The sequence below is a fragment of the Streptomyces sp. NBC_00057 genome (genome assembly GCF_045041165.1).
Classification (GTDB): domain Bacteria; phylum Actinomycetota; class Actinomycetes; order Streptomycetales; family Streptomycetaceae; genus Streptomyces.
Genome location: NZ_CP108256.1, coordinates 7,394,512 through 7,418,839, shown reverse-complemented (window position 1 = coordinate 7,418,839; position 24,328 = coordinate 7,394,512). Strand labels below are relative to the sequence as shown.

The window sequence follows — 24,328 nt, the reverse complement described above, 5'->3', positions numbered from 1 at the left end:
TGCTCGCGCCTGAAACTGCAACGGCGCGACCGGGTGCGCGGCCCTGGCCCGCCGCCTTTGATCCTCCCACGCCCGGGCACCCGAACCGGCCGCCGGTCCAGCAGACGGACGGATCGGTGCCCGCACATGCGTGTGGTCAGCGTGCGGCCAGTGCCTCTTCGCCGGCCTGCCGCATCGCCGCGAGCGGGGCGGGCGAGTGGCCCGTCATCTGCTCGACCTGGAGGACGGCCTGGTGCACCAGAAGGTCGAGACCTCCGACTACTGCGCCGTTACGGGCCGCCCAAGCTGCCGCGAGTCCGGTCGGCCAGGGCTCGTACAGCACGTCGAAGAGCGTGCCGGGCCGGTCCGGTACGGCATCGGTCAGCGCGTCCGTGGCGCCGGCCGGGGTAGTGGCGATGACCAGCGGGGCGTGCAGCGCCTGCTCGGCCTCCGCCCAGTCGGAGATCCTGACGTCGACGCCGAGGCGTTCGCCCCAGCCGCGCATCTCCTGGCCGCGTTCCCGGCTGCGGACGTATGCCGTGACCGGTCCCGTACAGATCTCGGACAGCGCGGCGAGCGCGGAGGAAGCGGTCGCTCCGGCACCGAGCACGGCGGCGGATTCGGTCTTCTCCACACCGCGTTCGCGCAGCGCGGCGATCATGCCGGGGATATCGGTGTTGTCGCCGGTCCTTCGCCCGTCATCCGTGAAGACGACCGTGTTGACGGCCTCCACCGACGATGCGGTCTCGCTGATGGAGTCCAGCAGCGGGATGATCGCGCGCTTGAGCGGCATGGTCAGCGACAGGCCGGCCCACGAGGTGTCGAGCCCCTCGATGAAACCGGGCAGCCCCGCCTCGTCCACTTCGAAGCGGTCGTACGACCAGTGGGAGAGGCAGAGTTCGGCGTACGCGGCCCGGTGCAGGACCGGGGAGAGCGAGTGGGCGATGGGCGAGCCGAGGACGGCTGCCCGGTGGCGCCCGTCAGTCGAGGCCATGCTGTTCCCTGAACTTCTTGTTGAGCCTCTCGTGCTCGGCGGCCGTCTTGGTGAAATCGGTCTTCTTGCCGTCGAGCGAGATGAAGAACATCCACCCGTCACCAGTGGGATTGAGCGTGGCTCGCAGGGCTTCTTCACCCGGATTGCTGATCGGACCCGGCGGAAGGCCCGCATGGTAATAGGTGTTGTAAGGGTCCGGATTGCTCCGGATCTCACTCGTGCTGATCTTGATCTTGCTCTGGTTCGTGAGGTAATTGAATGCGGAGTCGAATTCAAGCTTACGGTTCGTGACCGTGTTGTCCGGCTCCAAGCGGTTATAGACGACTTCAGCCATCTTGCGGAAGTCGTCGTGCGTGAGGCCCTCCGCCTGGACCAGGCTGGCGACGGTGAGAACCTGCCATGGGCCGTCCAGCTTGTACTTCTTGGCCGTTCCCTCGAGGTCGAGCTTGTCGTACTCCTCGTTGGCACGGGAGACCATCTTCTTCAGGATCGTCTCCGGCTTGGTTTCCTTGGTGACCGGATAGGCGGCCGGGTACAGGAATCCTTCCAGCGGGTCCTTGATGTCCTTGTCGTTGATCGCCCAGTCGGGCAGACCGAGGTCGGACGCCTCGGACGTGGCAATTCCCTTGGTCGTTCCCTTTTTGAGGTCCAACTTCTTGTCGACCATCTCGTAGATGGTGACATTGCGGTAACCCTCGGGAATCACGAGAAGATTCTGGCTGTTGGGGTCGACCATCATCTTCACGGCCTCGGCCGCGGACATCTTCTCGTGGAGCAGATAGACGCCTGCCTGGATCGAGTTCCCCTTGGGGTTCTCGGTCTGCGCGGCGACGAAGGCGTCGACGCTCTTGACGACGCCCTTCTCCTTCAGGATGTTGCCGATCTTATTGCCGAGGGCGCCCTTCGGGATCTCGACCTCGACCGAGCCGGAGCCTGTGCCCGAGTAGTCGGGTGCGGCGCCGAATTGTTTCTGCCAGTAGGTGTAACCGACGTAGACCACCCCGCCGAGACCACCGGCAAGGACCAGAGACACGACAAGGCAGGCCAAACCGTTGCGGCTCTTCTTCTTGCCCTTGCCGCCCCGGCGCTCGTTGCCACCGCGACCGCCGCGGCGTGACTCACGCGAGTCGTCGTCGTGCTCGTCGTCGTTGTCGTTGTCGTCGCGGTCGTCGGCGCCCGTGAAGAAGGGGTGGGTCTCCTCCGGCTGGACCTCCGGGTCCCAGTCGGGATTCTGCGTGGGGGCCTGCTCGGCAACGGCCTCGCGGCGGCCCGGGGGCTGCGGCGGCGGGTAGGCCTCCGGCGTGCCGTAGTAGTCGTGCGTCTCGCCGTAGCCGACCTGCGGGCCGCCGTACGGGTCGGCCTGCTGGGCTTCGTACGGCGTCGAGGCGGGTTGTTGCCCGGCGTCCCAGCCGCCGTTGTTGTACTGGGGTTGCTGGGGCTGGGGCTGGGGGTGCGCATACGGGTCCTGCGGGACTCCGTACGCGGGCTGCTGCTGGTAGTGCTGCTGCGCGTACGGGTCCTGCGGCGGCTGCTGCGCGTACGGGTCCTGGGGCTGCTGCTGCGCGTACGGGTCCTGGGGGTAGGGCTGCTGGCCGCCGTACTGGTTCTGGCCGTGGGCAGACTGCTGTCCGCCCCATCCCTGCTCCCCGTACAAGGGGTCCTCGGGATGCCACGGTTCGGAGCCGGGGCCCCGGCCATACTCAGTCATCGATCCCCTAGAGCCGCGAGACGACATTCCGTCTCTTTGCTGTGCGGTGTTTGTTCGAACACCGCCGCATCGCGCGGAACGTTACCGTATCGCGATCAGACAACCACTTCGACGCCTTCGCCGGGAGCTTTACCCGACGCCCGTTCGGACTCCAGAGCGTTCTGAAGGATCACCACAGCGGCAGCCTGATCGATGACGGAACGGCCCTTCTTGGACTTCACGCCCGAGGCGCGCAGTCCTTGACTGGCCGTCACTGTGGTCATCCTCTCGTCCACGAGTCGCACCGGAATGGGCGCGACCGAGCGCGCGACCTCCTGGGCGAAGACCCGGATCTTGGCGGCGGCGGGGCCTTCACCGCCGCCGAGGGACCGCGGCAGGCCGATGATGATCTCGATCGGCTCGTACTCCTCGACGATCTGCCCGAGCCGCCGGTGGGCCGCCGGGACATCGCGTCCCGGAACGGTCTCCACCGGCGTGGCGAGGATCCCGTCGGGGTCGCACGAGGCGACCCCGATCCGGGCGTCCCCGACGTCGATCGCGAGACGACGACCGCGGCGCATCTGCGTCATCCCCGCCGTCACGCCGTCTCGGTGACGAGGCGTTCGACAGCGGCCACGGCGGCGCCGATGGCCTCGGGGTTCTGGCCGCCGCCCTGGGCGACGTCCGGCTTGCCGCCACCGCCGCCGCCGAGGGTCTTGGCGGCCGTACGGACCAGGTCACCGGCCTTGAGTCCGCGCTCACGGGCGGCCTCGTTGGTGGCGATCACGGTCAGCGGGCGGCCGTTGGCTGTGGTGAACAGGGCCACGACAGCCGGGCGGCCGCCTTGGATGCGTCCGCGGACGTCGAGGACGAGCCTGCGCAGATCGTCGGCCGAGGTGCCGTCGGGGACCTGACCCGTGACCAGGGCGACGCCCCGTACGTCCTTGGCGGAATCGGCCAGTCCGGCGGCAGCCTGGAGGACCTTCTCCGCGCGGAACTTCTCGATCTCCTTCTCGGCGTCCTTCAGCTTGCCGAGCATTCCGGCAATCTTCTCCGGGAGCTCCTCGGGACGGCCCTTGACCAGCTCCTGGAGCTGGGCGACGACCGTGTGCTCCCTGGCGAGGAAGTTGTACGCGTCGACACCGACGAGGGCCTCGATACGGCGCACACCGGAACCGATGGACGATTCGCCGAGCAGCTTCACCAGACCCAGCTGGGCGGTGTTGTGGACGTGCGTACCGCCGCAGAGCTCCTTGGAGAAGTCGCCGATGGTGACGACCCGGACCCGCTCGCCGTACTTCTCGCCGAACTCGGCGATGGCTCCCTGCTTCTTGGCCTCGTCGATCGACATGACCTCGGCCTGGACGTCGAGTTCGCGGGCGAGGACCTCGTTGATCTTCTGCTCGACGTCGGTGAGGACCGTGCCGGGTACGGCGGCGGGCGAGCCGAAGTCGAAGCGGAAGCGGCCCGGCGAGTTCTCCGAACCGGCCTGGGCGGCCGTCGGGCCCAGTGCGTCGCGCAGCGCCTGGTGCGTGAGGTGCGTGGCGCTGTGGGCACGGGCGATGGCGCGGCGGCGGGTGTTGTCGATGGCGGCGTAGGCAAAGGCGCCGACGGTCACCTCGCCGACCTGCACCGAGCCCTTGTGGACGGAGACGCCGGGGACCGGCTGCTGGACGTCGCGGACCTGGATGACCGCGCCGCTGTCGAGCCGGATCCGCCCCTGGTCGGCGAGCTGGCCGCCGCCCTCGGCGTAGAACGGGGTGCGGTCCAGGACGACTTCTACGTCGTCGCCCTCGGAGGCGGCGGGCGAGGGCACACCGTCGACGAGCAGGCCGACGATGGTCGACTCGCCCTCGGTGGCGGTGTAGCCGGTGAACTCCGTGATGCCGGAGTTGTCGGCGACCGCGCGGTAGGCGGACAGGTCGGCGTGGCCGGTCTTCTTGGCCTTGGCGTCGGCCTTGGCGCGCTCCCGCTGCTCCCTCATCAGGCGGCGGAAGCCGTCCTCGTCCACCGAGAGGCCCTGTTCGGCGGCCATCTCCAGGGTGAGATCGATCGGGAAGCCCCAGGTGTCGTGGAGCAGGAACGCCTTGTCGCCGGCGAGGACCTTGCCGCCGGCGGCCTTGGTCTCGGTGACGGCGGTGTCAAGAATGTTGGTGCCGCCCTTGAGGGCCTTGAGGAAGGCGGCCTCTTCGGCGAGGGCGACGGTCTCGATGCGCTTGCGGTCGGTGATCAGCTCCGGGTACTGCTGCCCCATCGTGTCGATCACGACGTCGACCAGGTCCTTGACCACCGGTCCGGTGGCACCCATCAGGCGCATGTTGCGGATGGCGCGGCGCATGATGCGGCGCAGCACATATCCGCGGCCCTCGTTGCCGGGGGTGACGCCGTCGCCGACGAGCATCACGGAGGTACGGATGTGGTCGGCGACCACGCGCATCGAGACGTCGGATTCGTGCTTGTCGCCGTAGCGGACACTGGTCAGCTCGGTGGCCTTGTCCATGACGACACGCAGGGTGTCGGTCTCGTACATGTTCTGTACGCCCTGCAGGATCATGGCGAGGCGTTCCAGGCCCAGACCCGTGTCGATGTTCCTCGACGGCAGGTCGCCGAGGATCGGGAAGTCCTCCTTGCCGTCACCGGCGCCCCGCTCGTACTGCATGAAGACCAGGTTCCAGATCTCGACGTACCGCTCGTCGTTGACGGCCGGGCCGCCCTCGACGCCGAACTCGGGGCCGCGGTCGTAATTGATCTCGGAGCACGGGCCGCATGGACCCGGGACACCCATGGACCAGAAGTTGTCCTTCTTGCCCAGGCGCTGGATGCGCTCGGCCGGTACGCCGATCTTGTCGCGCCAGATCTGCTCGGCTTCGTCGTCGTCGAGGTAGACCGTGATCCACAGCCGCTCGGGGTCGAGACCGAAGCCGCCGTCCGCCACGGAGCTCGTCAGAGCCTCCCAGGCGTAACTGATGGCGCCTTCCTTGAAGTAGTCGCCGAAGGAGAAGTTGCCGCACATCTGGAAGAACGTGCCGTGCCGGGTGGTCTTGCCGACCTCTTCGATGTCCGGCGTACGGACACACTTCTGCACGCTGGTGGCGCGCGGGGCGGGCGGCTTGGTCTCGCCGAGGAAGTACGGCTTGAAGGGGACCATGCCCGCGTTGACGAGCAGCAGAGTCGGGTCGTCCGCGATGAGCGACGCCGAAGGGACGACGGTGTGACCGCGCTCCTCGAAGAAGCTCAGCCAGCGGCGACGAATTTCAGCCGACTCCATCAGTGGTCCTCATTCCGGTTGTACGAGTTGTAGGGGAGCTTGCGGTAGTTGGTGGCCTCGAGGGACCTGTCCGGTCCGACGGGCTCGGCCGCCTCGACGGCGAAATGACGCCGTACGGGGAGGTCGGGGTCGACCGGTGCCTCCAGGCCCAGCGCCTCGCCCAGTTCGGCCTCGCGCCGAGCCATGGACTCACGGACGTCCAGAGCGAAGTCCTTGAGCTTGTGGCCCGTTTCGATCGCCTTGTCCGCGGCCTGCGCCGCGAGACTCTCGGGAGTCAGCTGCTTGAGCTTCCGGTTGACCTTGGTGGTGGCCCAGACACCGGCGGCGGCGCCGGCGGTGAACCAGAACGTACGGCGGAACATCGCTGCGTCAGTCCTTCGATCCGCGGGATTTTCTGCCGTTGCGCTTCCTGCCGCGCGCGGCAGGCACGGTGCGGCCGACGATCACCTGACGACGGGCCGGCCGACGAGCAGGTTCCGGTTCCGGATTGGTCTTGCGGCCGATGGCCTGCCGTACCCCGTAACCGAATGCGGCGACCTTGACGAGCGGGCCGCCGAAGGCCGAGGCGACAGTGGTGGAGAGCGCCGAGGCGTTCGAGGTGACTTCCTGGACGTCCGTGGCGATCGCGTCGACCTTGTCGAGCTGGGTCTGCGCGGAGCGCACGGTGGCGGAGGCGTCGGCAAGCAGCGGAACCGCCTGCTCGGTCACATCCGCCACGAGCTTGGTGGTCGCCCTGAGCGTCTGGGCCAGCCTCACCAGTACGACGGCGAGGAACGAAACCAGGATCGCCCAGAAGACGGCCACCAGGATCCCGGCCACCTCTCCACCGGACACAGTGCACCGCTCTCTGCCTTGTCGCTGTCTCTGTACTGTCTCTGTCTGCATCTGCCAGGTCCGGCGACCGCTGTCGCAACAGCCGATCGTCGTCTCCCGAGCCTATCGCGCCGGTGGTCGCGCCCTGTACCGCATTACCGGCGGCAAGGACCGCAGTTGCCATAAGCCACGGCGGTCGACGGGGATGCGGCGGTACTGCAGGGGGCGGCCGACCGGATCCGGCGGTCGGTGGGGCTGCCGCTGTTCGGTTCCGCGTACTACGGGCAGCCGCGTGCCCGGTGCCAGGAACTGGCCCGCCGCGAGCTGGGCGACGGCCCCTATGAATCGGGACTGCGGGCGGGCGGCCGGCTGGATCCGGACGCGGCGGTGGCCAGGGCCCCGGCGAGCGGGCCTGCGGACCGTCCGGGGACGCCGGGGCGGCGGTCCGGGCCCCTGCCGGGCCCCGGGAAAACGCGGAGGCCCGCCGCCTCCCGTACATCGGGAAGGGGCGGGCCTGAGCGCTGGTGAGAGCGGCTACGCCTGGATCAGCGGGCGTAGTACTCGACGACGAGCTGCTCGTCGCAGATCACGGGGATTTCCTTGCGGTTCGGGTCCCGGTCAAGGCGGAAGGCCAGGGCCTTCAGGTTCACCTGCAGGTAGCGCGGGGTCTCACCGTCGGGGGCGTAACCACCCTCGCGGGCAACCTGGAAGGGGTGCTTGTCGCGGCTGCGCTCGCGGACCATCACGATGTTGTCGGGACGGACACGGAAGGACGGCTTGTCGACCTTGCGGCCGTCGACCTCGATGTGACCGTGCACGACCATCTGGCGGGCCTGGTAGATGGTGCGGGCGATGCCCGAACGCAGGACCAGGGCGTCGAGGCGACGCTCGAGCTCGACGACAAGCGCCTCACCCGTCTTGCCCTCGGCCTTCTTGGCGCGGTCGTAGGCACGCGCCATCTGGCGCTCGCTGATGTCGTACTGGGCGCGCAGACGCTGCTTCTCGAGCAGACGAACCTTGTAGTCCGAGTTCTGCTTGCGGCCACGGCCGTGCTCGCCCGGCGGGTAGGGGCGGGCCTCGAAGTACTTGACAGCCTTCGGCGTCAGCGCAATGCCGAGCGCGCGGCTCTTCTTGACCTTGGGACGCGACTGGTTAGGCACGTTCTCCAGACCTCCGTTGTAGGTTAGGTTAGGCTCACCTTACTTGAGGAGATCGCATGTCTCGCCCGGGGAACACCACACACGTCACGGACAGCACTGACAGCGTCGACACCCCTCAGGGTGCCGATACGACGGAGGACCGATCAGATCGTGGTCAGCCGCGTCCCGGCGGGCTTGAAAACACTCGGATGCCGTCAGCAGCCGAGCGCACACGAACTCTCGTACAGAGTACCTGTTCGGCAGTACTGCTCGTCCCCGGGCTGAATGCACCCGGCTCCGATCAGCTGATGCCGCTGACCAGGAACGTGGGCCCCGGCGGGGATCTGTTCCTCGAACTCCCCGCTGATTCCCCGGCCGTGCGGGCCGCGACGCACGCCGAGGACGACGAACTGACCGCTGTGCTGGAGATCACGGACATCGCCCCGGTCTCCGTACCGCACCGCATCCGCGGCCGCGCCTGGGTCTCAGGCTGGCTCACCACCGTACCCGGCATGTCGGGGCCCGGCCGGATGACGCTCCGGCTGGAGACGGGCGAGGCGTACGTCGACGATCTGTGGGGCGCCGAGGAGGTCGAACCCGACGAATTCCGGGACGCGGCCCCCGATCCGCTCGTCGGACACGAGGTGGAGCTGCTGCAGCATCTGCACGCGGTGCACGGCGAACAGCTGAACGCGCTGTGCGGGCTGCTCGGTGAGCGTGCGGCCCGTCGCTGCGCAGCTCGCCGGCCCTCCGTCGTACCGCTCGCGCTGGACCGGTACGGGCTGCGTGTGCGCTTCCGCGAGGACGGGGGGTGCTTCGACGCACGCTTCGAATTCCCCGAGCCGGTGCGGGACGTCGGCGAACTGCGCCACGCCATGCACACGCTCTTCGAGGCGGCGGCGCACTGAACGGGGGGACGGCCCCTGCGCGTCCTCCTCAGTCGGCGGACGGGCCGGAGAGCCGCTCGCGGACCCGCTCCACCACATCCGCATAACGCGCTTCCGCGCCGTAGCGCGTGGGCTGGTAGTAGTGCTTGTCGCGTACGGCGTCCGGGGCGTACTGCTGAGCGGCGATACCGCCGGGGACATCGTGCGGATACACATAGCCCTGGGCGTGGCCCAGCTTGGCGGCGCCCTTGTAGTGGCCGTCGCGCAGATGGGCCGGGACTGGGCCCGCGAGCCCCTTCCGTACGTCCTCCTGGGCAGCGAAGATCGCCAGTGTCGCCGCATTGGACTTGGGGGCGAGAGCCAGGGCGATCGTGGCATGGCTCAGGGTGAGCGCCGCCTCGGGGAAACCGATCATGGCGACCGCCTGGGCGGCCGCGACAGCGGTGGGCAGTGCCGTGGGGTCGGCGAGACCGATGTCCTCGCTGGCCGAGATCATCAGCCGCCGGGCGATGAACCGCGGGTCCTCCCCCGCCTCGATCATCCGGGCCAGATAGTGCAGCGCGGCATCCACATCGGAGCCGCGGATCGACTTGATGAGCGCACTCGCCACGTCGTAGTGCTGGTCGCCGTCCCGGTCGTACTTGACGGCGGCTCGGTCGACGGTCTCCTCCAGGGTCAGGAGGGTGATCTCCTTCTCCTGTTTGGCCAGCGCCGCACCGGCCGCGGCCTCCAGCGCCGTGAGCGCCCGGCGGGCGTCGCCGCCCGCAATGCGCAGCAGATGCGCCTCGGCGTCGCTCGGCAGCACCACTGCGCCGCCGAGTCCGCGCTCGTCGGTCAGGGCACGCTGCAGCAGGCCGCGCAGATCGTCGTCGGTGAGTGATTCCAGGGTGAGCAGCAGCGAGCGCGACAGCAGCGGCGAGATGATCGAGAAGTACGGATTCTCGGTGGTCGCCGCGATCAGCGTCACCCAACGGTTCTCCACCGCCGGGAGCAGCGAGTCCTGCTGCGCCTTGGAAAAGCGGTGGATCTCGTCGAGGAAGAGGACGGTCTCCTTGCCGTAGCCTCCGGTGGCGCGGCGGGCGCCCTCGATGACGGCCCGCACTTCCTTGACGCCCGCGGTGATCGCGGAGAGCTCGACGAAGCGCTTGTTGGTGGCGTTGCTGACCACGTACGCCAGAGTCGTCTTCCCGATGCCGGGCGGGCCCCACAGGATCACCGACGGCGGGCCCGCGGGCCCGCCGTTCCCCTCGCCGACGAGGCGGCGCAGCGGCGAGCCCGGCTTGAGCAGATGCTGCTGGCCGACGACCTCGTCGAGGGTGCGGGGACGCATCCGGACAGCCAGTGGGCTGCTGGACGGGTCCTTCTCCTGGCGGTCTTCGGCAGCTGCGGTAAAGAGGTCGGGCTCCACGTTTTGAAGCCTATGTCACGGCACCGACATCCCTGCCGGGCCGGTTGCCCGGCAGGAGCGACGGGCCGGTCAGCTGGTCCAGAAGTCCCACCAGCGAGTCAGGATCAGCATGCCGATGATGCCGATCCACAGGATCGGCGGCACCCAGTGGAACTCCATCAGTCCGTTGCGCAGCCAGTTCGGCGCGGGCAGGATCCGGTGCTCGATGTTGTGCGTGGTGACGTAGCAGAACATGAAGATCGTGGCGACCCATGCCAGGCAGCACCACAGGCAGAGGGAGTTGATGGTGTAGAGCGACTGGTACTGGAGCCAGGTACAGAAACCGACGCCGAACAACGTGCCGGCGTTCATCCCGAGCCAGTACCAGCTGCGGAAGCGCGCGCCCGCGAGGAGCGCTAGGCCGATGCCGATGATCACGGAGTAGGTGACCAGACCGAGCATCGGGTTCGGGAAGCCGAAGGCGGCCGCCTGCTCGCTCTTCATGATGTTGCTGCATGCGACAACCGGGTTGAGACTGCAGCCCGGTGTGAAGTTGGGGTCCTCCAGCAACTTGAACTTGTCGATGGTGATGGCCCAGGCGGCGAGGAGTCCGGCGGCGCCCGTGATCACCAGCATCAGTGCGAGCGCCCGACTGCCGCCGATGGTCCTCTTCCCGCCGTCCTCGTCCTGGTCGGAGGAGGGATGGTCAACCGCTGCAGTCGTCATATCGCCGTTCCATCAGTGAGTGGCCTGCTGGGCACGGTCATTGTGCCGCACCGCACCGCTGACCTTCTGTTCGATGGACATAAAGGTGTACGCAAAGCTCCGCGCACGGCCGGTACGGAACACTCGGTCCGCGAGACGCTCCGGACCATGACCGAACTTCTGGTGGAGGTGCGCGGCCCGCGCAAGCGCTACGGCTGAGTGACCGCGGTCGACAGCCTGGACCTGGGCATCCGGCAGGGCGAGGCGTTCGGAATCCTCGGACCGAACGGGGCCGGGAAAAGCACGACCGTCGAAATCCTGCAGGGCCATCGCAGCCGCGACGAAGGGACCGTTTCGGTGCTCGGCGTGGACCCGGCATCCGCCGACCGCTGTTGGCGTTCCCGGGTCGGAACCGTCTGGCAGGATGAATCCGCGCCCGCCGAGTTGACAGTGTGCGAGACGGTGACGCACTTCGCCCGCGGCTGCGGTCCTGCTCCTGTTCGGCACCGCGCTGTACGACGTCGATCTGCCGACGAGCGCCGTCAAGTGGCCGGCCTTCGGTTGAATCTTCCTTTTGGGGATCACTGCCTGCGCGCTGCTGGGTATGGCCATCAGCAGCGTGCCGAGGTCGGGACGGAGTGCGACCTCGGTGGTCGTGCTGCCCTTCCTCGTCCTGCAGTTCATCTCCGGTGTCTGCATTCCGGTCGACACGCTGCCCGAGTGGACGCTGAACATCGGCGCGCTGTTCCCGCTGAAGTGGATGTGCCAGGGCTTTCGCGGAGTGTTCCTGCCCGAGTCGGCGGTCGTGATCGAGCAGGCGGGGAGCTGGGAGTACGGGAAGGTCGCGCTGGTGCTGGGTGCCTGGTGCATCGGCGGTCTGGTGCTGTGCCTGCTGACCTTCCGCTGGAAGGACCGGCGCGACGGCTGACCGGGGTGGGCCGGTGAACCCTGTGCTCGTGGTCGCCGGACGGGCCGGTGTTCCGGTCCGTCCGGCGACCGAAAAGCTCTAGGCCAGGCGCCCGCAGATCGCCTCGGCCACGTCCGGCAGAGGTACCGCCGCCTGCTCGCCGGACTCCATGTCCTTGAGCTGGACGACGCCCTCGGCCAGGTCCCGCTCACCCGCGACGATCGTGAACCGCGCGCCCGACCGGTTCGCACTCTTCATCGCACCCTTGAGGCCGCGGTTTCCGTACGCGAAGTCCGCCGCCACACCCTCGCGGCGCAGCTGCGTGACGATCCCGAAGAGCACCCGCCGGGCCTCCTCGCCGAGCGGTACCGCGAAGACGCTGGTGGCCGCGGGCAGTTCGAGCTCGATGCCCTCCGCCTCCAGCGCGAGCACTGTACGGTCCACGCCGAGTGCCCAGCCGACCGACGGGAGCGCCGGGCCGCCGATCATCTCGGAGAGGCCGTCGTAGCGGCCGCCGCCGCCCACCGCGGACTGCGAGCCGAGTCCGTCGTGGACGAACTCGAAGGTGGTACGGGTGTAGTAGTCGAGACCGCGGACCAGCTTCTCGTCGTCCTCGTACACCACACCTGCCGCGGAGAGCAGGTCGCGCACCTCCTCGTGGTACGCCTTGCAGGCGTCGCACAGATAGTCGCGCAGTACCGGGGCGCCGGTCAGCTGCTTCTGCACCTCGGGCCGCTTGTCGTCGAGGACCCGGAGGGGGTTGATCTCGATGCGGCGACGGGTCTCCTCGTCCAGGTCGAGCTCGCGCAGGAAGCCCTGGAGCGCGTCCCGGTAGACGGGGCGGCACTCCTTGTCGCCCAGCGAGTTGAGCAGGATGCGGAAGTTCTGCAGACCCAGCGTGCGGTACGCCTGGTCGGCCAGGATGATCAGCTCGGCGTCCAGCGCCGGGTCCTCGGCGCCGATCGCCTCGGCACCGACCTGCGAGAAGTGCCGGTAGCGGCCCTTCTGCGGGCGCTCGTAGCGGTAGTACGAGCCGGAGTACCAGAGCTTCACAGGCAGGTTGCCGAGCTTGTGGAGGTTGGCCTCCAGCGCGGCGCGCAGCACGGACGCGGTGCCCTCGGGGCGCAGCGCCAGCTGGGAGCCGCCCTTGGTGGTGAGGGTGTACATCTCCTTGGTCACGATGTCGGTGGACTCACCGACACCGCGCGAGAAGAGGGCGACGTCCTCGAAGCCGGGCGTCTCGATGTAGCCGTAGCCGGAGTTCTTCAGGGGTTCGGCGATCGCCTCGCGCACCGCGAGGTACTTCGCGGAGTCGGGCGGGGTCAGGTCGTACGTGCCCTTGGGGGCCTTGAAGGTGCTCACGGAATTTCTCTCGTCACATTCCTCGTCGGGGCGCGTCCATACCGTGCAGATACGGATTCGAGGCGCGCTCGCGGCCGATGGTCGTCTGGGGGCCGTGGCCGGACAGCACCACGGTCGAGTCGTCGAGCGGCAGGCACACACGGGCCAGCGACTCGAGCAGCTCGGCGTGGTCGCCGCCGGGCAGGTCGGTGCGTCCGACGGAGCCGGCGAAGAGCAGGTCGCCCGAGAAGAGGATCTGCGGAACATCCGCGACCTCGGGCAACCTGAACGTCACCGACCCCTTGGTATGGCCGGGCGCATGCGCGACACCGAACTCCAGACCGGCCAGCTTCAGCCGGGCGCCGTCACTCAGCTCCTTGACGTCGTCCGGCTCCCCCACCGTCAGCTCGCCCATGAGCGGCATCCCGATGGAGCGGCCGAGGGCCTTCTCCGGGTCGCTCATCATGTACCGGTCCTCCGGGTGGATCCAGGCAGGGACGTCGTGCGCGCCGCACACCGGGACGACCGAGGCGACATGGTCGATGTGGCCGTGGGTCAGTACGACGGCGACGGGCTTCAGCCGATGCTTCTTCAGCGCTTCCTCGACTCCGGATGCGGCCTGATGGCCCGGGTCGATGATCACGCACTCCTCGCCCGCGGCCGGGGCAACCAGGTAACAGTTGGTCCCCCAGGCCCCGGCGGGGAACCCGGCAATGAGCACGATCGTCCTTAATGGTCGTCCGACGGTGGATTGCGACTGAGAAGGTCGCGGCAGTTCAGAGCCTACCGGCGCTCCTCATTTCACAGCTAACCCATATACGGTACGGGGCAGCCCAGGCCTCATCACACGACCTACAAGGAGATCACCCGGTGGTCAGCAGCGATCAGCGGCGGCGGCAGCTCGCCAGGGAGAAGTTCGAGCGGCAGCAGCAGCGCCGGGAGGAGGCCCGCCGCAGGACGAGGCGTCTGACGGTCGTCATCGCGTCCGTGGTGGCCGTAGCGGCGATCGTCGGGGTGGGCTCGTATCTCGCCCTCGACGACGACGGCAAGAAGGACAAGAGCGACGCGGCCGCGAGCCCGTCGGATTCGCCGTCGGCGAGCGAAAGCAGCGCGCCCGAGCCCGCGCTGAAGATCGACAAAAAGGCGAAGTACACGATGTCGCTCAAGACGAGCCAGGGCGACATCGCGTTCACGATGGACGCGGCGAAGACGCCGCACACCACGAACTCCTTCAAGTCGCTGGCCGACAAGGGCTTCTTCGACGGTACGAAGTGTCACCGGCTGACCACGCAGGGCATTTTCGTCCTGCAGTGCGGTGACCCCAAGGGCGACGGCACGGGCGGCCCCGGCTACACGATCCCGGACGAGAACCTGACCGCGCTGGGCAAGGCGGGCAAGGACGGCACGGTGACCTATCCGGCGGGCACGGTGGCGATGGCGAACACCGGCCAGCCGCACACCGGGGGCAGCCAGTTCTTCCTCGTGTACAAGGACAGCAAACTGCCGCCCACCTACACCCCGTTCGGCACGATGGACGATGCCTCGCTGAAGGCGGTCAAGGACATCGGTGCGGCGGGTGTGGCCGGCGGTGCGGCCGACGGTGCGCCGAAGAAGGCCGTGAACATCTCGAAGGCCGCTGTCGACAAGTCGTGACGCGGCCGGACCGGGCCGGCCGGTGGTGACGACGAAGGGCGGGCCGGATTATTTTCGGCCGCGCTGAGTGCGGACAGCCGGGCGGCCGGTCGCCTAGATTGGCGTTGTGCAGGGCGGGCGCTGCCCGCCCCAGGAAACTGTGGACGATGCCAGGGGGGCGAACCCTCTCGCAGGCATCAGGTGGAGGAGGCGCTGTGAGCAGCGACCCGTGGGGCCGCGTCGATGAGACGGGCACCGTGTACGTGCGTACAGCCGATGGCGAGCAGGTCGTCGGATCGTGGCAGGCGGGTTCCCCCGAGGAGGCTCTGGCCTACTTCGAGCGCAAGTACGAGGGCATTATGGTCGAGATCGGCCTCCTCGAACGGCGGGTGAAGACCACCGACCTGTCGGCGAAGGACGCCACGACCGCCATCGAGCATCTGCGTCTGCAGGTGGAGGAGCATCACGCCGTCGGTGACCTCGACGCGCTGCGCAAGCGACTCGACGCGCTGGTCGCGACGGTCGACTCGCGGCGCGAGGAGCGCAAGGCCCAGAAGGCGAAGCAGACCGACGAGGCGAAGCACGCCAAGGAGGCGCTGGTCGCCGAGGCCGAAGAGTTGGCGCAGAGCGAGCAGTGGCGCTCCGCGGGCGAGCGCCTCCGTGCGCTCGTCGACACGTGGAAGGGCCTGCCGCGACTCGACCGCAAGTCCGACGACGAGCTGTGGCACCGCTTCTCGCACGCCCGCTCGGCGTTCTCCAAGCGTCGCAAGGCCCACTTCGCCTCGCTGGACGCCCAGCGCGAGGAGGCCCGCAAGGCCAAGGAGAAGCTGGTCGTCGAGGCCGAGTCGCTCTCCGGCTCCACGGACTGGGGAGCGACGGCCGCCCGCTATCGCGACCTGATGACGGAGTGGAAGGCGGCGGGCCGCGCCCAGCGCGAGGCCGAGGACGATCTGTGGAACCGCTTCCGCGGTGCTCAGGACGTCTTCTTCGCCGCCCGCAGCGGGGTCTTCGCAGAGCGGGACGCGGAGCAGGGCGAGAACCTCAAGCTCAAGGAGGAGCTCGCGGTCGAGGCCGAGAAGCTGGTGCCGGTGCAGGACCTGAAGGCGGCCAGGGCCGCGTTCCGGGCCATCAACGAGCGCTGGGAGGCCATCGGCCATGTGCCGCGTGACGCCCGCCCGAAGGTCGAGGGGCGGATGCACGCGGTGGAGCGGGCGCTGCAGGAAGCTGAGGAGTCGGAGTGGCGCCGGACGAACCCGGAGGCGCGTGCGCGCGCCGCGGGTCTGACCGGTCAGCTGCAGGCGGCCGTGGACAAGCTGCGTACGCAGATCGACACGGCCCGCGCCTCGGGCAACAACGCCCGGGCCGACAAGCTGGCCAAGGAGCTCGAAGGCCGACAGGCGCTGCTGGACCAGGCGCTCAAGGGCCTGGAGGAGTTCGGCGGCTGAAGCAGCACCTGCCGCTGACCGGCTTGTGACAAGGCCCCCTGGGCCCGTCCCTCGGGACGGGCCCAGGGGGCCTCTCGTATGCGCGGGGTGGTCGGTCAGGGCCTGCGGGCTGAAGTGACGCGGTAGACGTCGTAGACGCCCTCCACGCCCCGTACCGCCTTCAGCACGTGTCCGAGGTGCTTCGGGTCGCCCATCTCGAAGGTGAAGCGCGAGGTGGCCACCCGGTCCCGGGAGGTCTGGACGGCTGCCGACAGGATGTTGACGTGCTGGTCGGACAGGACGCGGGTGACGTCCGAGAGCAGCCGCGACCGGTCCAGGGCCTCGACCTGGATGGCGACCAGGAAGACCGAGGACTGGGTGGGCGCCCACTCGACGTCCAGGATCCGCTCCGGCTGCTGCGACAACGAGTCGACGTTGACGCAGTCGGCGCGGTGCACGGAGACGCCGCTGCCGCGGGTGACGAAGCCGATGATCGGGTCGCCGGGGACCGGCGTGCAGCAGCGGGCCAGTTTGACCCAGACGTCCTCGACGCCCTTGACGACCACACCCGGATCGGCGTTGGAGCGGCGCTTGTGGCGGCTGCGCGAGGGCGGCGCGCTCTCCGCGAGGTCCTCGTTGGCGGCATCCTCGCCGCCGAGCGCCTGCACCAGTTTCTGCACGACGCCCGCAGCCGCGACATGGCCCTCGCCGATCGCCGCATACAGCGACGAGATGTCGGGGTAACGCATCTCGTGGGCGAGCGTGACCAGCGAGTCGCCGGTCAGGATCCGCTGGATCGGCAGATTCTGCTTGCGCATGGCACGCGCGATGGCGTCCTTGCCCTGCTCGATCGCCTCGTCGCGGCGCTCCTTGGAGAACCATGCACGGATCTTGTTGCGGGCGCGGGGCGACTTGACGAAGCCCAGCCAGTCCCGGGAGGGTCCGGCGCCGGCCGCCTTGGAGGTGAAGACCTCCACCAGATCGCCGTTGTCGAGGGTCGATTCGAGCGGTACGAGCCGCCCGTTGACCCGTGCTCCTATGGTCCGGTGGCCGACCTCCGTGTGCACGGCGTACGCGAAGTCCACCGGCGTCGCACCCGCGGGGAGCGCTATGACGTCGCCCTTGGGCGTGAAGACGAAGACCTCGTTGCGGGAGAGGTCGAAGCGCAGCGACTCCAGGAATTCGCTGGGGTCCTCGGTCTCCTTCTGCCAGTCCAGGAGCTGGCGCAGCCACGCCATGTCGTTGACGGTGTCCTGGCCGCGGCCGGTGTTCTTGGGCACGTCGGTACGCACCTTGGAGGCGCCCGCGACGGCCTCCTGCTTGTACTTCCAGTGCGCGGCGATGCCGTACTCGGCGCGACGGTGCATGTCGAACGTGCGGATCTGCAGCTCGACGGGCTTGCCGCTGGGACCGATCACCGTGGTGTGCAGCGACTGGTACATGTTGAACTTGGGCATCGCGATGTAGTCCTTGAACCGGCCCGGGACCGGATTCCATCGCGCGTGGACGGTGCCGAGCGCCGCGTAACAGTCGCGGACGGTGTCGACGAGGACCCGAATGCCCACCAGGTCGTAGATCTCGGCGAAGTCCCGGCCCCGCACGATCATCTTCTGGTAGACGCTGTAGTAGTGCTTCGGCCGGCCGGTGACGGTGGCTTTGATCCGGGCGGCGCGCAGGTCGGCCTGGACCTCGTCGGTCACTATGGCGAGGTATTCGTCGCGCTTGGGGGCCCGTTCGGCGACGAGGCGGACGATCTCGTCGTACATCTTGGGGTAGAGGATCGCGAAGGCGAGGTCCTCCAGCTCCCACTTGATGGTGTTCATGCCCAAGCGGTGTGCCAGTGGGGCATAGATCTCAAGCGTCTCGCGGGCCTTCTTCTCCTGCTTCTCCCGCTTGAGGTAGCGCATGGTGCGCATGTTGTGCAGCCGGTCGGCGAGCTTGATGACGAGGACCCTGGGGTCCTTGGCCATGGCGACGACCATCTTGCGCACGGTCTCGGCCTGTGCGGCCTCGCCGAACTTGACCTTGTCCAGCTTGGTGACACCGTCGACGAGCAGGGCGACCTGGTCGCCGAAGTCGCGGCGCAGCGTGTCGAGGCCGTACTCGGTGTCCTCGACCGTGTCGTGCAGCAGTCCGGCCATCAGCGTCGCCGGGTCCATGCCCAGCTCGGCGAGGATCGTCGTGACGGCGAGCGGGTGCGTGATGTACGGGTCGCCGCTCTTGCGCTTCTGGCCGCGGTGCCAGCGCTCGGCGACCTGGTAGGCGCGCTCGATCTGGCGCAGCGTGGACGTCTCGATCTTGGGGTCGTTGCTGCGGACCGCCCGCAGCAACGGTTCGAGGACCGGGTTGTACGGGCTGGAGCGCTGCACACCGAGGCGGGCGAGCCTGGCCCTTACCCGGTTCGAGGAGCCGCCGGAGCGGGTCGCGGGAGCGGCCGGGGTGACCGGCTTCGCCGGGGGCTTCGGTGCGGACGCAGCCGTGGAAGTGGGGGCGGACTGCTGAGTGGGCGAGGCGGGCGCGGGCCGCAGCGCCGGGGCGGTACCGGGCTCAGGGGCCGGCGGCTTCGGCTTCTCTGTGGGCTGCTTCTTCCCGGGCGTGGCTGGGGCCGCCGCGGGCTTTTCGGGCTGCGGGGCGGCGACTGGCTGGGCCTCGTCTGGCAAGAGCACTCCTCGTGCGGATCCGGGATACCCCGGAAAGGCCATCGTATCGATCCTGTGGCCGGTCCTCCCCCGGGGACCGTGAGAGCCCTCACAACGCGGGACGGGCACCCGGTTGTTCCCGGGTGCCCGTCCTTCGCGCGTGAGCCGTTGCTGCGTACGGTCGCTGCCGCTCAGACCGTGATCAGTACTTCCAGCGGGGCGCCGCGCAGGCCCTGCTCCAGACGGGCGCGCCCGGGCAGGAAGCCGAGCTCCATGAGGACCGCGACACCCGCGACCTCGGCACCGGCCCGCCGGATCAGCTCGAGCGAGGCCTCGGCGGTGCCACCGGTCGCGAGGATGTCGTCGATGACCATGATCCGGTCGTCGGCGGACAGGTCCTCCGCGTGGATCTCGATCTCGGCGGTGCCGTACTCCAGCTCGTACGCCTGGCTGAGGGTGGCTCCGGGCAGCTTCCCCACCTTGCGGACGGGTACGAAGCCGAGCCCGGCCCGGACCGCGACCGGGGCGGCCAAAATGAAGCCTCGCGCCTCAAGGCCGACGATTTTCGTGGCGCCGTGCCGTACGCACAGCTCCGCGAGGGTGTCGGTGAGGGCCGCGAACGCCGTCGGGTCCGCGAGCAATGGGGTGATGTCCTTGAACATCACACCCGGCTTCGGGTAGTCCGGCACATCACGGATCCGGCTGAGCAGGAGCTCACGGGTGCTCTCGGTAGTGCTGCTGGTCATCAGCGCTTCCCCGGGGTCCGGCCGTGGCCCCTGTGGGGCTGCTGGCGCTGGCCGACGACCGCGGCGGTGCGTGCGACGTCCTCCGGGAAATCGTCGTCCTCCTGCTCGTCCTCGGCGGACTCGCCCTTGGCGGCGGCTGCCGCGCGCTTGGCGAGGACCCGCTTCTTCAGGGCCTTCATCTGCGGGTCGCGTTCCTTGAGGTCGGCGACGAGCGGGGTGGCGATGAAGATCGAGGAGTACGCACCGGCCGCGAGGCCGACGAACAGCGACAGCGAGATGTCGTTCAGCATGCCGGCGCCGAGGACGCCACCGCCGATGAAGAGCAGACCGGCGACGGGGAGCAGCGCCACGACGGTGGTGTTGATGGAACGGACCAGCGTGCCGTTGATCGAACGGTTGGCGATCTCGCTGTACGTCCAGCGGGTCTGCTTGGTGATGCCGTTCGAGCTCTCCCTGAGGCTGTCGAAGACGACGACCGTGTCGTAGAGGGAGTAGCCGAGGATGGTCAGCAGACCGATCACGGTGCCCGGGGTGACTTCGAAGCCGACGAGGGCGTAGACGCCGACCGTGATGGTGATGTCGTGGATCAGCGCGACCAGGGCCGCGACGGCCATGCGCCACTCGAAGGCGATGGCCAGGTAGATCACGACGAGGACCATGAAGATGCCGAGGCCCGTCCAGGCCTTGTTGGCGATCTGCTCACCCCAGCTGGGGCCGACCAGGTCGGCGGCGATCTTCTCCGTCGGGATGTCGAGGCCCTTGGAGAGCTCGTCCTTGATCTGGTCGGACTTCGCGGTGTCGACTCCGCTGACCTGAATACGCAGACCACCGCTGCTGCCGAGCTTCTGGACGATCGCCTGGTGACCGGATGCCTCCGTCGCCAGGTCCTCCGCCTCGGAGACGCTGACGCTTGTCTTCGGGGTGGTGAAGACCGCGCCGCCCTTGAACTCGATGCCCATGTTCAGGCCGCTGACCGCCAGGCCGACGATGGCCGTGATGGTGATCAGGATCGAGATCCCGTACCAGATCTTGCGCTTGCCGATGAAGTCGTAACCGACCTCGCCGCGGTAGAGACGGGCGCCGAGAGTGCCGAGTCGCGACATCTCACGCCTCCTTCGGGTCAGTGGGGGCGTTGACACGGCGCGAGCGGCGCAGCGGCGGCTTGGCGCCGAGCCGCTTCGGGTCCAGACCGGACCACGGGTGACCGCTGGAGAAGAACTTCGTACGAGCCATCAGTGTCATGACGGGCTTGGTGAAGAGGAACACCACGACCACGTCGAGCAGGGTGGTGAGACCCAGCGTGAAGGCGAAGCCCTGGACCTTGCCTACGGTGACCACGAAGAGCACCGCCGCGGCGAGGAACGACACGAAGTCGGAGACCAGGATGGTGCGCCGGGCGCGCGGCCAGGCGCGCTCGACGGCCGGGCGGAGCGTACGGCCCTCGCGGATCTCGTCGCGGATTCTTTCGAAGTACACGATGAAGGAGTCGGCGGTGATACCGATAGCCACGATGGCTCCGCAGACCGCTGGGAGGTTCAGCGCGAAGCCGATGGCCGGGCCGAGCAGCGACATGATCGTGTAGGTCAGGATGCCGGAGACCATGAGGCTCAGGAGCGCGATGAGCGCCAGTCCGCGGTAATAGGCCACCAGGTAGATGACCACCAGGGCGAGACCGATGGCGCCGGCGATCAGACCGGCCTGGAGCTGCTCGCCACCGAGCGCGGCGGTGACCGAGGTGACGCTCGCCTCCTTGAACGAGAGCGGGAGCGCACCGTAGGAGAGCACATTGGCCAGGTCCTCGGCGGACTGCTGGGTGAAGCTGCCGGAGATCTCGGCGCTGCCGCTGAGCGTCGTGTTCACCTGGGGCGCGGAGACGACCTCGCCGTCCAGGGCGATGGCGAACTGGTTCTGCGGGGGCTGCTGTGCGGAGAGCTTCTGGGTGATCGTCTGGAACTGCTTGGAGCCCTTCTTGGAGAACTCCATGTTGACGATCCACATGCCGCGCTGCTGGTCGAAGCCGGCCTTGGCGTTCTCGACCTCGGTGCCGGAAACCTCGGCCGGGCCGAGGACGTACTTGGCGTCGCCCTCGGAGCTGCACGCGACGACCATGTCGGTGGGCTTGGCGCCCAGTGCGGCCTTGGCGCGGGAGGCCTTGCTGGAACAGTCGAGCTCCGCGAACTGCTTCTGCAGCTTGGCGGCGGCCGCCTGGTCCGCAGCGGATGCCGACGGCGTGGCGTCGGCCTTCGGCGTGGTGCTCGCCTTGGGGGTGGGCGAGGAATCGGCCGTGAGGGCGCCGGTGACCGCGCGGCCCTGGGTGGTGGCGCTCGCGCTCGGCGTCGCCGACGACTTCCCGTTGTCCGACGCCGAGGCGCTCGGGCTCGCGGACGGGTTGGGCTTGCCGGACGACGAGGCGCTGGGCGTCGGGGTGGGCGTGCCCTGGGCGACGGTCAGCACCGGCCGGAAGTAGAGCTTGGCGGTGGTGCCGACCTGCTCGCGGGCCTGGGCGGAGTTCGTGCCCTTGGGGATGTTGACGATGATGTTGCGATCGCCCTGTGTCTGGACCTCGGCCTCGGAGACGCCCAGACCATTGACACGGCGTTCCATGATCTGGACCGCGGTGTCCATGTTGGTCTTGTTGATCGCCGATTCCTGGCCCGGCTCGCTCTTCGCCTCAAGCGTGATGGACGTGCCGCCCGCCAGGTCGATGCCCAGTCGTGGGGTCGGCTGATCGGCAAGGAACATCCCGCCGGTGAGCGCGACCATGGCGATCAGGATCAGAGCCAGGGATCGCCCCGGCCTGCCCTGACCGCCGGCCGGCCCTCGGCTCTTCTTCGGTGCTGCCACCTTCTCGTTTCTCCCTGTCCAACCGCCCCGCGCCGGGTACGCGCCCGAGCGGCCACGAAGTGTAGTGGGGACCCGCCCCCGCAGAAGATCGCACGGTCCGGGGACTGCCGGATGCCGGTAGGGCTCGCGGCATCCCCGGGTCGTGGGCTACTTCGCGTCGGCCTCGCCGTCGGTCTTGCTCTCGGACTTCTTGCCGGACTCGGCATCCGCCGGCTCGGCATCGTCGGACTCGGTCTTCTTGCCCAGGTCGATCTTGGCGTCGTCCGAGGTGTCCTCGTCGGCGTCGGCCTCGGTCAGCGAGGAGGCGTCGTCCGGCACGACCGTGCCGTCGAGGGCGTCCTCGTCGTCACCGTGGACGATGCGGTTGTACTCCGCGTCGTCCAGGACGGCGCCGATGGCGTTCTTGGCGTAGACGGCGTGGACGCCGGGTGCGATCTCAAGGAGAACGGTGTCGTCGTGAAGCTCCTTGACGGTGGCGTACATGCCCCCGATCGTCCGGACGCCGGTGCCGGGCTGCATCTCATTGCGCATCTGGGCAGCGGCCGCCTGCTTCTTCTTGGCGGACCGCGTCATCAGGAACATGGCCCCGATGAGCACGATGAAGGGGAGGAGAGACAGGGGATTCACGGGACGAGTTTCCTTCGCACGACCGCGTTGGAAGGCGGCCTGATCTACGGGGGTGGGTACACCGACCTGTACGGGCGGCATCGGCGGAGTCTAAGCGAGTCCGCATCGATGGAACAACGCCCGGAGTCCCTCGGTGGTTCCTGTCCGGGTGAACCTGTGACGCATCACGCCCCGAACAGGCCTTGTTGTCCCTTTCCTCCGTGCTGGGGAGGTACGAGGCCGAGGTGGGCCCAGGCCGCGGGTGTCGCGACGCGCCCCCGCGGCGTCCTGGCCAGTAGTCCTTCCCGTACCAGGAAGGGCTCCGCGACCTCCTCGACCGTCTCGCGCTCCTCGCCCACGGCGACGGCGAGGGTGGACAGCCCGACGGGGCCGCCGCCGAAGAGCTTCAGCAGTGCGCCGAGCACCGCCCGGTCCAGCCGGTCGAGGCCGCGGGCGTCGACCTCGTACACCCCGAGGGCCGCGGAGGCGACGGCGCGGTCGATCCGTCCGTCGGCCTTGACCTGGGCGTAGTCCCGGACGCGGCGCAGCAGCCGGTTGGCGATACGGGGGGTGCCGCGGGAGCGGCCGGCGATCTCGGCGGCGCCGTCCACGTCTATCTCCACGTCGAGCAGGCGGGCGGAGCGATGGATGACGCGTTCCAGTTCGGTGGGGGCGTAGAACTCCATGTGGCCGGTGAAGCCGAACCGGTCGCGCAGCGGGGGCGGCAGCAGTCCGGCCCTGGTGGTGGCACCGACCAGGGTGAAGGGCGGCAGTTCCAGCGGGATGGCGGTGGCTCCGGGGCCCTTGCCGACGATGACATCGACCCGGAAGTCCTCCATCGCCATGTAGAGCATCTCCTCGGCGGGCCGGGACATGCGGTGGATCTCGTCGAGGAAAAGGACCTCGCCCTCCTGAAGGGAGGAGAGAATCGCGGCGAGATCACCCGCATGCTGGATGGCGGGGCCCGAGGTGATCCGGATCGGCGCGCCCATCTCGGCTGCGATGATCATGGAGAGAGTGGTCTTGCCGAGGCCGGGGGCGCCGGAGAGCAGGACGTGGTCTGCGGTGGCGCCGCGGGCCCTGGCCGCCTTGAGGACCAGGTCGAGCTGTTCGCGCACCTTCTCCTGGCCGACGAACTCGTCGAGGTCCTTCGGCCGAAGCGCCGCCTCGACCGCGGTGTCCTCGCCGTCCGCGTCGGCGTCGACAAGGCGCTCGTCGGTGTCGGGTCCGGTCTCGTCCCAGTTCATTCAGTCTGTCCCGCCTCGGGTGTTTCGGTGCCGTGCGATGCCCGGCCCGGCGTCGGGGTGTCCCCCAGGAGTGTCGCGCTCCG

General features: G+C 68.7%; 21 protein-coding genes and 3 pseudogenes. 7 read left to right on the top strand and 17 right to left on the bottom strand.

Annotated elements, in window-relative coordinates; all coding sequences use genetic code 11:
* Positions 1 to 136: 136 nt before the first annotated feature.
* The 6 genes from OG953_RS35010 to OG953_RS34985 form a co-directional block, all read right to left on the bottom strand.
* Entirely contained in the window at positions 137 to 973 is an 837-nt protein-coding gene (locus OG953_RS35010) for a shikimate dehydrogenase (protein WP_405689237.1), read from the bottom strand.
* Entirely contained in the window at positions 960 to 2,681 is a 1,722-nt protein-coding gene (mltG, locus tag OG953_RS35005; protein ID WP_405689236.1) for an endolytic transglycosylase MltG, read from the bottom strand. The genes OG953_RS35010 and mltG overlap by 14 nt, the downstream gene beginning before the upstream one ends.
* A gap of 95 nt (positions 2,682 to 2,776) precedes the next feature.
* Positions 2,777 to 3,250: a Holliday junction resolvase RuvX gene (gene ruvX, locus OG953_RS35000; RefSeq protein ID WP_326769964.1), complete on the bottom strand. Its 474-nt coding sequence runs from the start codon at positions 3,248 to 3,250 to the stop codon at positions 2,777 to 2,779.
* 8 nt (positions 3,251 to 3,258) lie between these two features.
* Entirely contained in the window at positions 3,259 to 5,928 is a 2,670-nt protein-coding gene (gene alaS, locus OG953_RS34995; protein ID WP_405689235.1) for an alanine--tRNA ligase, read from the bottom strand.
* Positions 5,928 to 6,290, bottom strand: coding sequence for a DUF6167 family protein (locus tag OG953_RS34990; RefSeq protein ID WP_405689234.1), 363 nt, complete (start codon positions 6,288 to 6,290; stop codon positions 5,928 to 5,930). The genes alaS and OG953_RS34990 overlap by 1 nt, the downstream gene beginning before the upstream one ends.
* A 7-nt stretch (positions 6,291 to 6,297) precedes the next feature.
* The gene (locus OG953_RS34985) at positions 6,298 to 6,747 is read right to left on the bottom strand and encodes a DUF948 domain-containing protein (protein ID WP_405692238.1); all 450 of its coding nucleotides are present in this window, start codon (positions 6,745 to 6,747) and stop codon (positions 6,298 to 6,300) included.
* Positions 6,748 to 6,930: 183 nt separating this feature from the next.
* On the opposite strand from OG953_RS34985, the pseudogene OG953_RS34980 reads away from it, so the two are divergent.
* Positions 6,931 to 7,269, top strand: a pseudogene (locus OG953_RS34980) (regulator); the annotation flags it as partial.
* A 17-nt stretch (positions 7,270 to 7,286) separates the two neighbouring features.
* On the opposite strand, the gene rpsD reads toward OG953_RS34980, so the two are convergent.
* On the bottom strand, positions 7,287 to 7,901 hold the full coding sequence (rpsD, locus tag OG953_RS34975) for a 30S ribosomal protein S4 (RefSeq protein ID WP_030918857.1): 615 nt from the start codon (positions 7,899 to 7,901) through the stop codon (positions 7,287 to 7,289).
* 188 nt (positions 7,902 to 8,089) lie between these two features.
* On the opposite strand from rpsD, the gene OG953_RS34970 reads away from it, so the two are divergent.
* The gene (locus OG953_RS34970; protein ID WP_405689233.1) at positions 8,090 to 8,788 is read left to right on the top strand and encodes a DUF2470 domain-containing protein; all 699 of its coding nucleotides are present in this window, start codon (positions 8,090 to 8,092) and stop codon (positions 8,786 to 8,788) included.
* A 28-nt stretch (positions 8,789 to 8,816) separates the two neighbouring features.
* Here the strand turns inward: OG953_RS34970 and OG953_RS34965 are convergent, their stop codons facing one another.
* Both OG953_RS34965 and OG953_RS34960 read right to left on the bottom strand, forming a co-directional pair.
* Positions 8,817 to 10,175 carry a replication-associated recombination protein A gene (locus OG953_RS34965; protein WP_405689232.1) on the bottom strand — a complete coding sequence of 453 codons (1,359 nt, stop codon included), beginning with the start codon at positions 10,173 to 10,175 and terminating at the stop codon, positions 8,817 to 8,819.
* Positions 10,176 to 10,244: 69 nt separating this feature from the next.
* Positions 10,245 to 10,880 carry a vitamin K epoxide reductase family protein gene (locus tag OG953_RS34960; protein ID WP_405689231.1) on the bottom strand — a complete coding sequence of 212 codons (636 nt, stop codon included), beginning with the start codon at positions 10,878 to 10,880 and terminating at the stop codon, positions 10,245 to 10,247.
* Positions 10,881 to 10,895: 15 nt separating this feature from the next.
* Between OG953_RS34960 and OG953_RS34955 the strand changes: the two genes are divergently transcribed.
* The 3 genes and pseudogenes from OG953_RS34955 to OG953_RS34945 form a co-directional block, all read left to right on the top strand.
* Positions 10,896 to 11,078 carry a hypothetical protein gene (locus tag OG953_RS34955; protein ID WP_405689230.1) on the top strand — a complete coding sequence of 61 codons (183 nt, stop codon included), beginning with the start codon at positions 10,896 to 10,898 and terminating at the stop codon, positions 11,076 to 11,078.
* Positions 11,079 to 11,360: pseudogene (locus OG953_RS34950) on the top strand (ATP-binding cassette domain-containing protein); the annotation flags it as partial. It abuts the gene before it with no gap.
* Positions 11,344 to 11,787, top strand: a pseudogene (locus tag OG953_RS34945) (ABC transporter permease); the annotation flags it as partial. The pseudogenes OG953_RS34950 and OG953_RS34945, both read left to right, overlap by 17 nt.
* Positions 11,788 to 11,865: 78 nt before the next feature.
* On the opposite strand, the gene hisS reads toward OG953_RS34945, so the two are convergent.
* Together hisS and OG953_RS34935 are read right to left on the bottom strand one after the other, a co-directional pair.
* Entirely contained in the window at positions 11,866 to 13,128 is a 1,263-nt protein-coding gene (gene hisS, locus OG953_RS34940) for a histidine--tRNA ligase (protein ID WP_405689229.1), read from the bottom strand.
* 13 nt (positions 13,129 to 13,141) lie between these two features.
* Entirely contained in the window at positions 13,142 to 13,828 is a 687-nt protein-coding gene (locus OG953_RS34935; RefSeq protein WP_405689227.1) for an MBL fold metallo-hydrolase, read from the bottom strand.
* Between the two features lie 149 nt (positions 13,829 to 13,977).
* Here OG953_RS34935 and OG953_RS34930 point away from each other — a divergent pair, with 149 nt between their 5' ends.
* A complete protein-coding gene (locus tag OG953_RS34930) occupies positions 13,978 to 14,760 on the top strand; it encodes a peptidylprolyl isomerase (RefSeq protein WP_405689226.1) in 783 nt (260 codons plus the stop codon).
* Between the two features lie 194 nt (positions 14,761 to 14,954).
* Complete coding sequence (locus OG953_RS34925) at positions 14,955 to 16,184, top strand: DUF349 domain-containing protein (protein ID WP_405689224.1); 1,230 nt, start codon at positions 14,955 to 14,957, stop codon at positions 16,182 to 16,184.
* 95 nt (positions 16,185 to 16,279) lie between these two features.
* On the opposite strand, the gene OG953_RS34920 is transcribed toward OG953_RS34925, so the two are convergent.
* From OG953_RS34920 to ruvB, 6 genes are all read right to left on the bottom strand, one after another.
* On the bottom strand, positions 16,280 to 18,823 hold the full coding sequence (locus OG953_RS34920; RefSeq protein ID WP_405689223.1) for a RelA/SpoT family protein: 2,544 nt from the start codon (positions 18,821 to 18,823) through the stop codon (positions 16,280 to 16,282).
* Positions 18,824 to 18,993: 170 nt separating this feature from the next.
* Complete coding sequence (locus OG953_RS34915; RefSeq protein ID WP_405689222.1) at positions 18,994 to 19,548, bottom strand: adenine phosphoribosyltransferase; 555 nt, start codon at positions 19,546 to 19,548, stop codon at positions 18,994 to 18,996.
* On the bottom strand, positions 19,548 to 20,651 hold the full coding sequence (gene secF / locus OG953_RS34910) for a protein translocase subunit SecF (RefSeq protein ID WP_405689221.1): 1,104 nt from the start codon (positions 20,649 to 20,651) through the stop codon (positions 19,548 to 19,550). The genes OG953_RS34915 and secF overlap by 1 nt, the downstream gene beginning before the upstream one ends.
* A 1-nt stretch (position 20,652) precedes the next feature.
* Positions 20,653 to 22,392, bottom strand: a complete 1,740-nt coding sequence (gene secD / locus OG953_RS34905; protein ID WP_405689220.1) for a protein translocase subunit SecD — start codon at positions 22,390 to 22,392, stop codon at positions 20,653 to 20,655.
* Positions 22,393 to 22,539: 147 nt separating this feature from the next.
* Positions 22,540 to 23,019: a preprotein translocase subunit YajC gene (gene yajC / locus OG953_RS34900; protein ID WP_405689219.1), complete on the bottom strand. Its 480-nt coding sequence runs from the start codon at positions 23,017 to 23,019 to the stop codon at positions 22,540 to 22,542.
* Between the two features lie 164 nt (positions 23,020 to 23,183).
* Entirely contained in the window at positions 23,184 to 24,245 is a 1,062-nt protein-coding gene (gene ruvB, locus OG953_RS34895) for a Holliday junction branch migration DNA helicase RuvB (protein WP_405689218.1), read from the bottom strand.
* Positions 24,246 to 24,328 lie beyond the last annotated feature (83 nt).

Bases quoted from the DNA above. Each gene is read 5' to 3' on its own strand.
- OG953_RS35010 (WP_405689237.1), bottom strand. From the start codon at position 973: ATGGCCTCGACTGACGGGCGCCACCGGGCAGCCGTCCTCGGCTCGCCC.
- mltG (WP_405689236.1), bottom strand. From the start codon at position 2,681: ATGACTGAGTATGGCCGGGGCCCCGGCTCCGAACCGTGGCATCCCGAG.
- ruvX (WP_326769964.1), bottom strand. From the start codon at position 3,250: ATGACGCAGATGCGCCGCGGTCGTCGTCTCGCGATCGACGTCGGGGAC.
- alaS (WP_405689235.1), bottom strand. From the start codon at position 5,928: ATGGAGTCGGCTGAAATTCGTCGCCGCTGGCTGAGCTTCTTCGAGGAG.
- OG953_RS34990 (WP_405689234.1), bottom strand. From the start codon at position 6,290: ATGTTCCGCCGTACGTTCTGGTTCACCGCCGGCGCCGCCGCCGGTGTC.
- OG953_RS34970 (WP_405689233.1), top strand. From the start codon at position 8,090: ATGCCGTCAGCAGCCGAGCGCACACGAACTCTCGTACAGAGTACCTGT.
- OG953_RS34960 (WP_405689231.1), bottom strand. From the start codon at position 10,880: ATGACGACTGCAGCGGTTGACCATCCCTCCTCCGACCAGGACGAGGAC.
- OG953_RS34915 (WP_405689222.1), bottom strand. From the start codon at position 19,548: ATGACCAGCAGCACTACCGAGAGCACCCGTGAGCTCCTGCTCAGCCGG.
- secF (WP_405689221.1), bottom strand. From the start codon at position 20,651: ATGTCGCGACTCGGCACTCTCGGCGCCCGTCTCTACCGCGGCGAGGTC.
- ruvB (WP_405689218.1), bottom strand. From the start codon at position 24,245: ATGAACTGGGACGAGACCGGACCCGACACCGACGAGCGCCTTGTCGAC.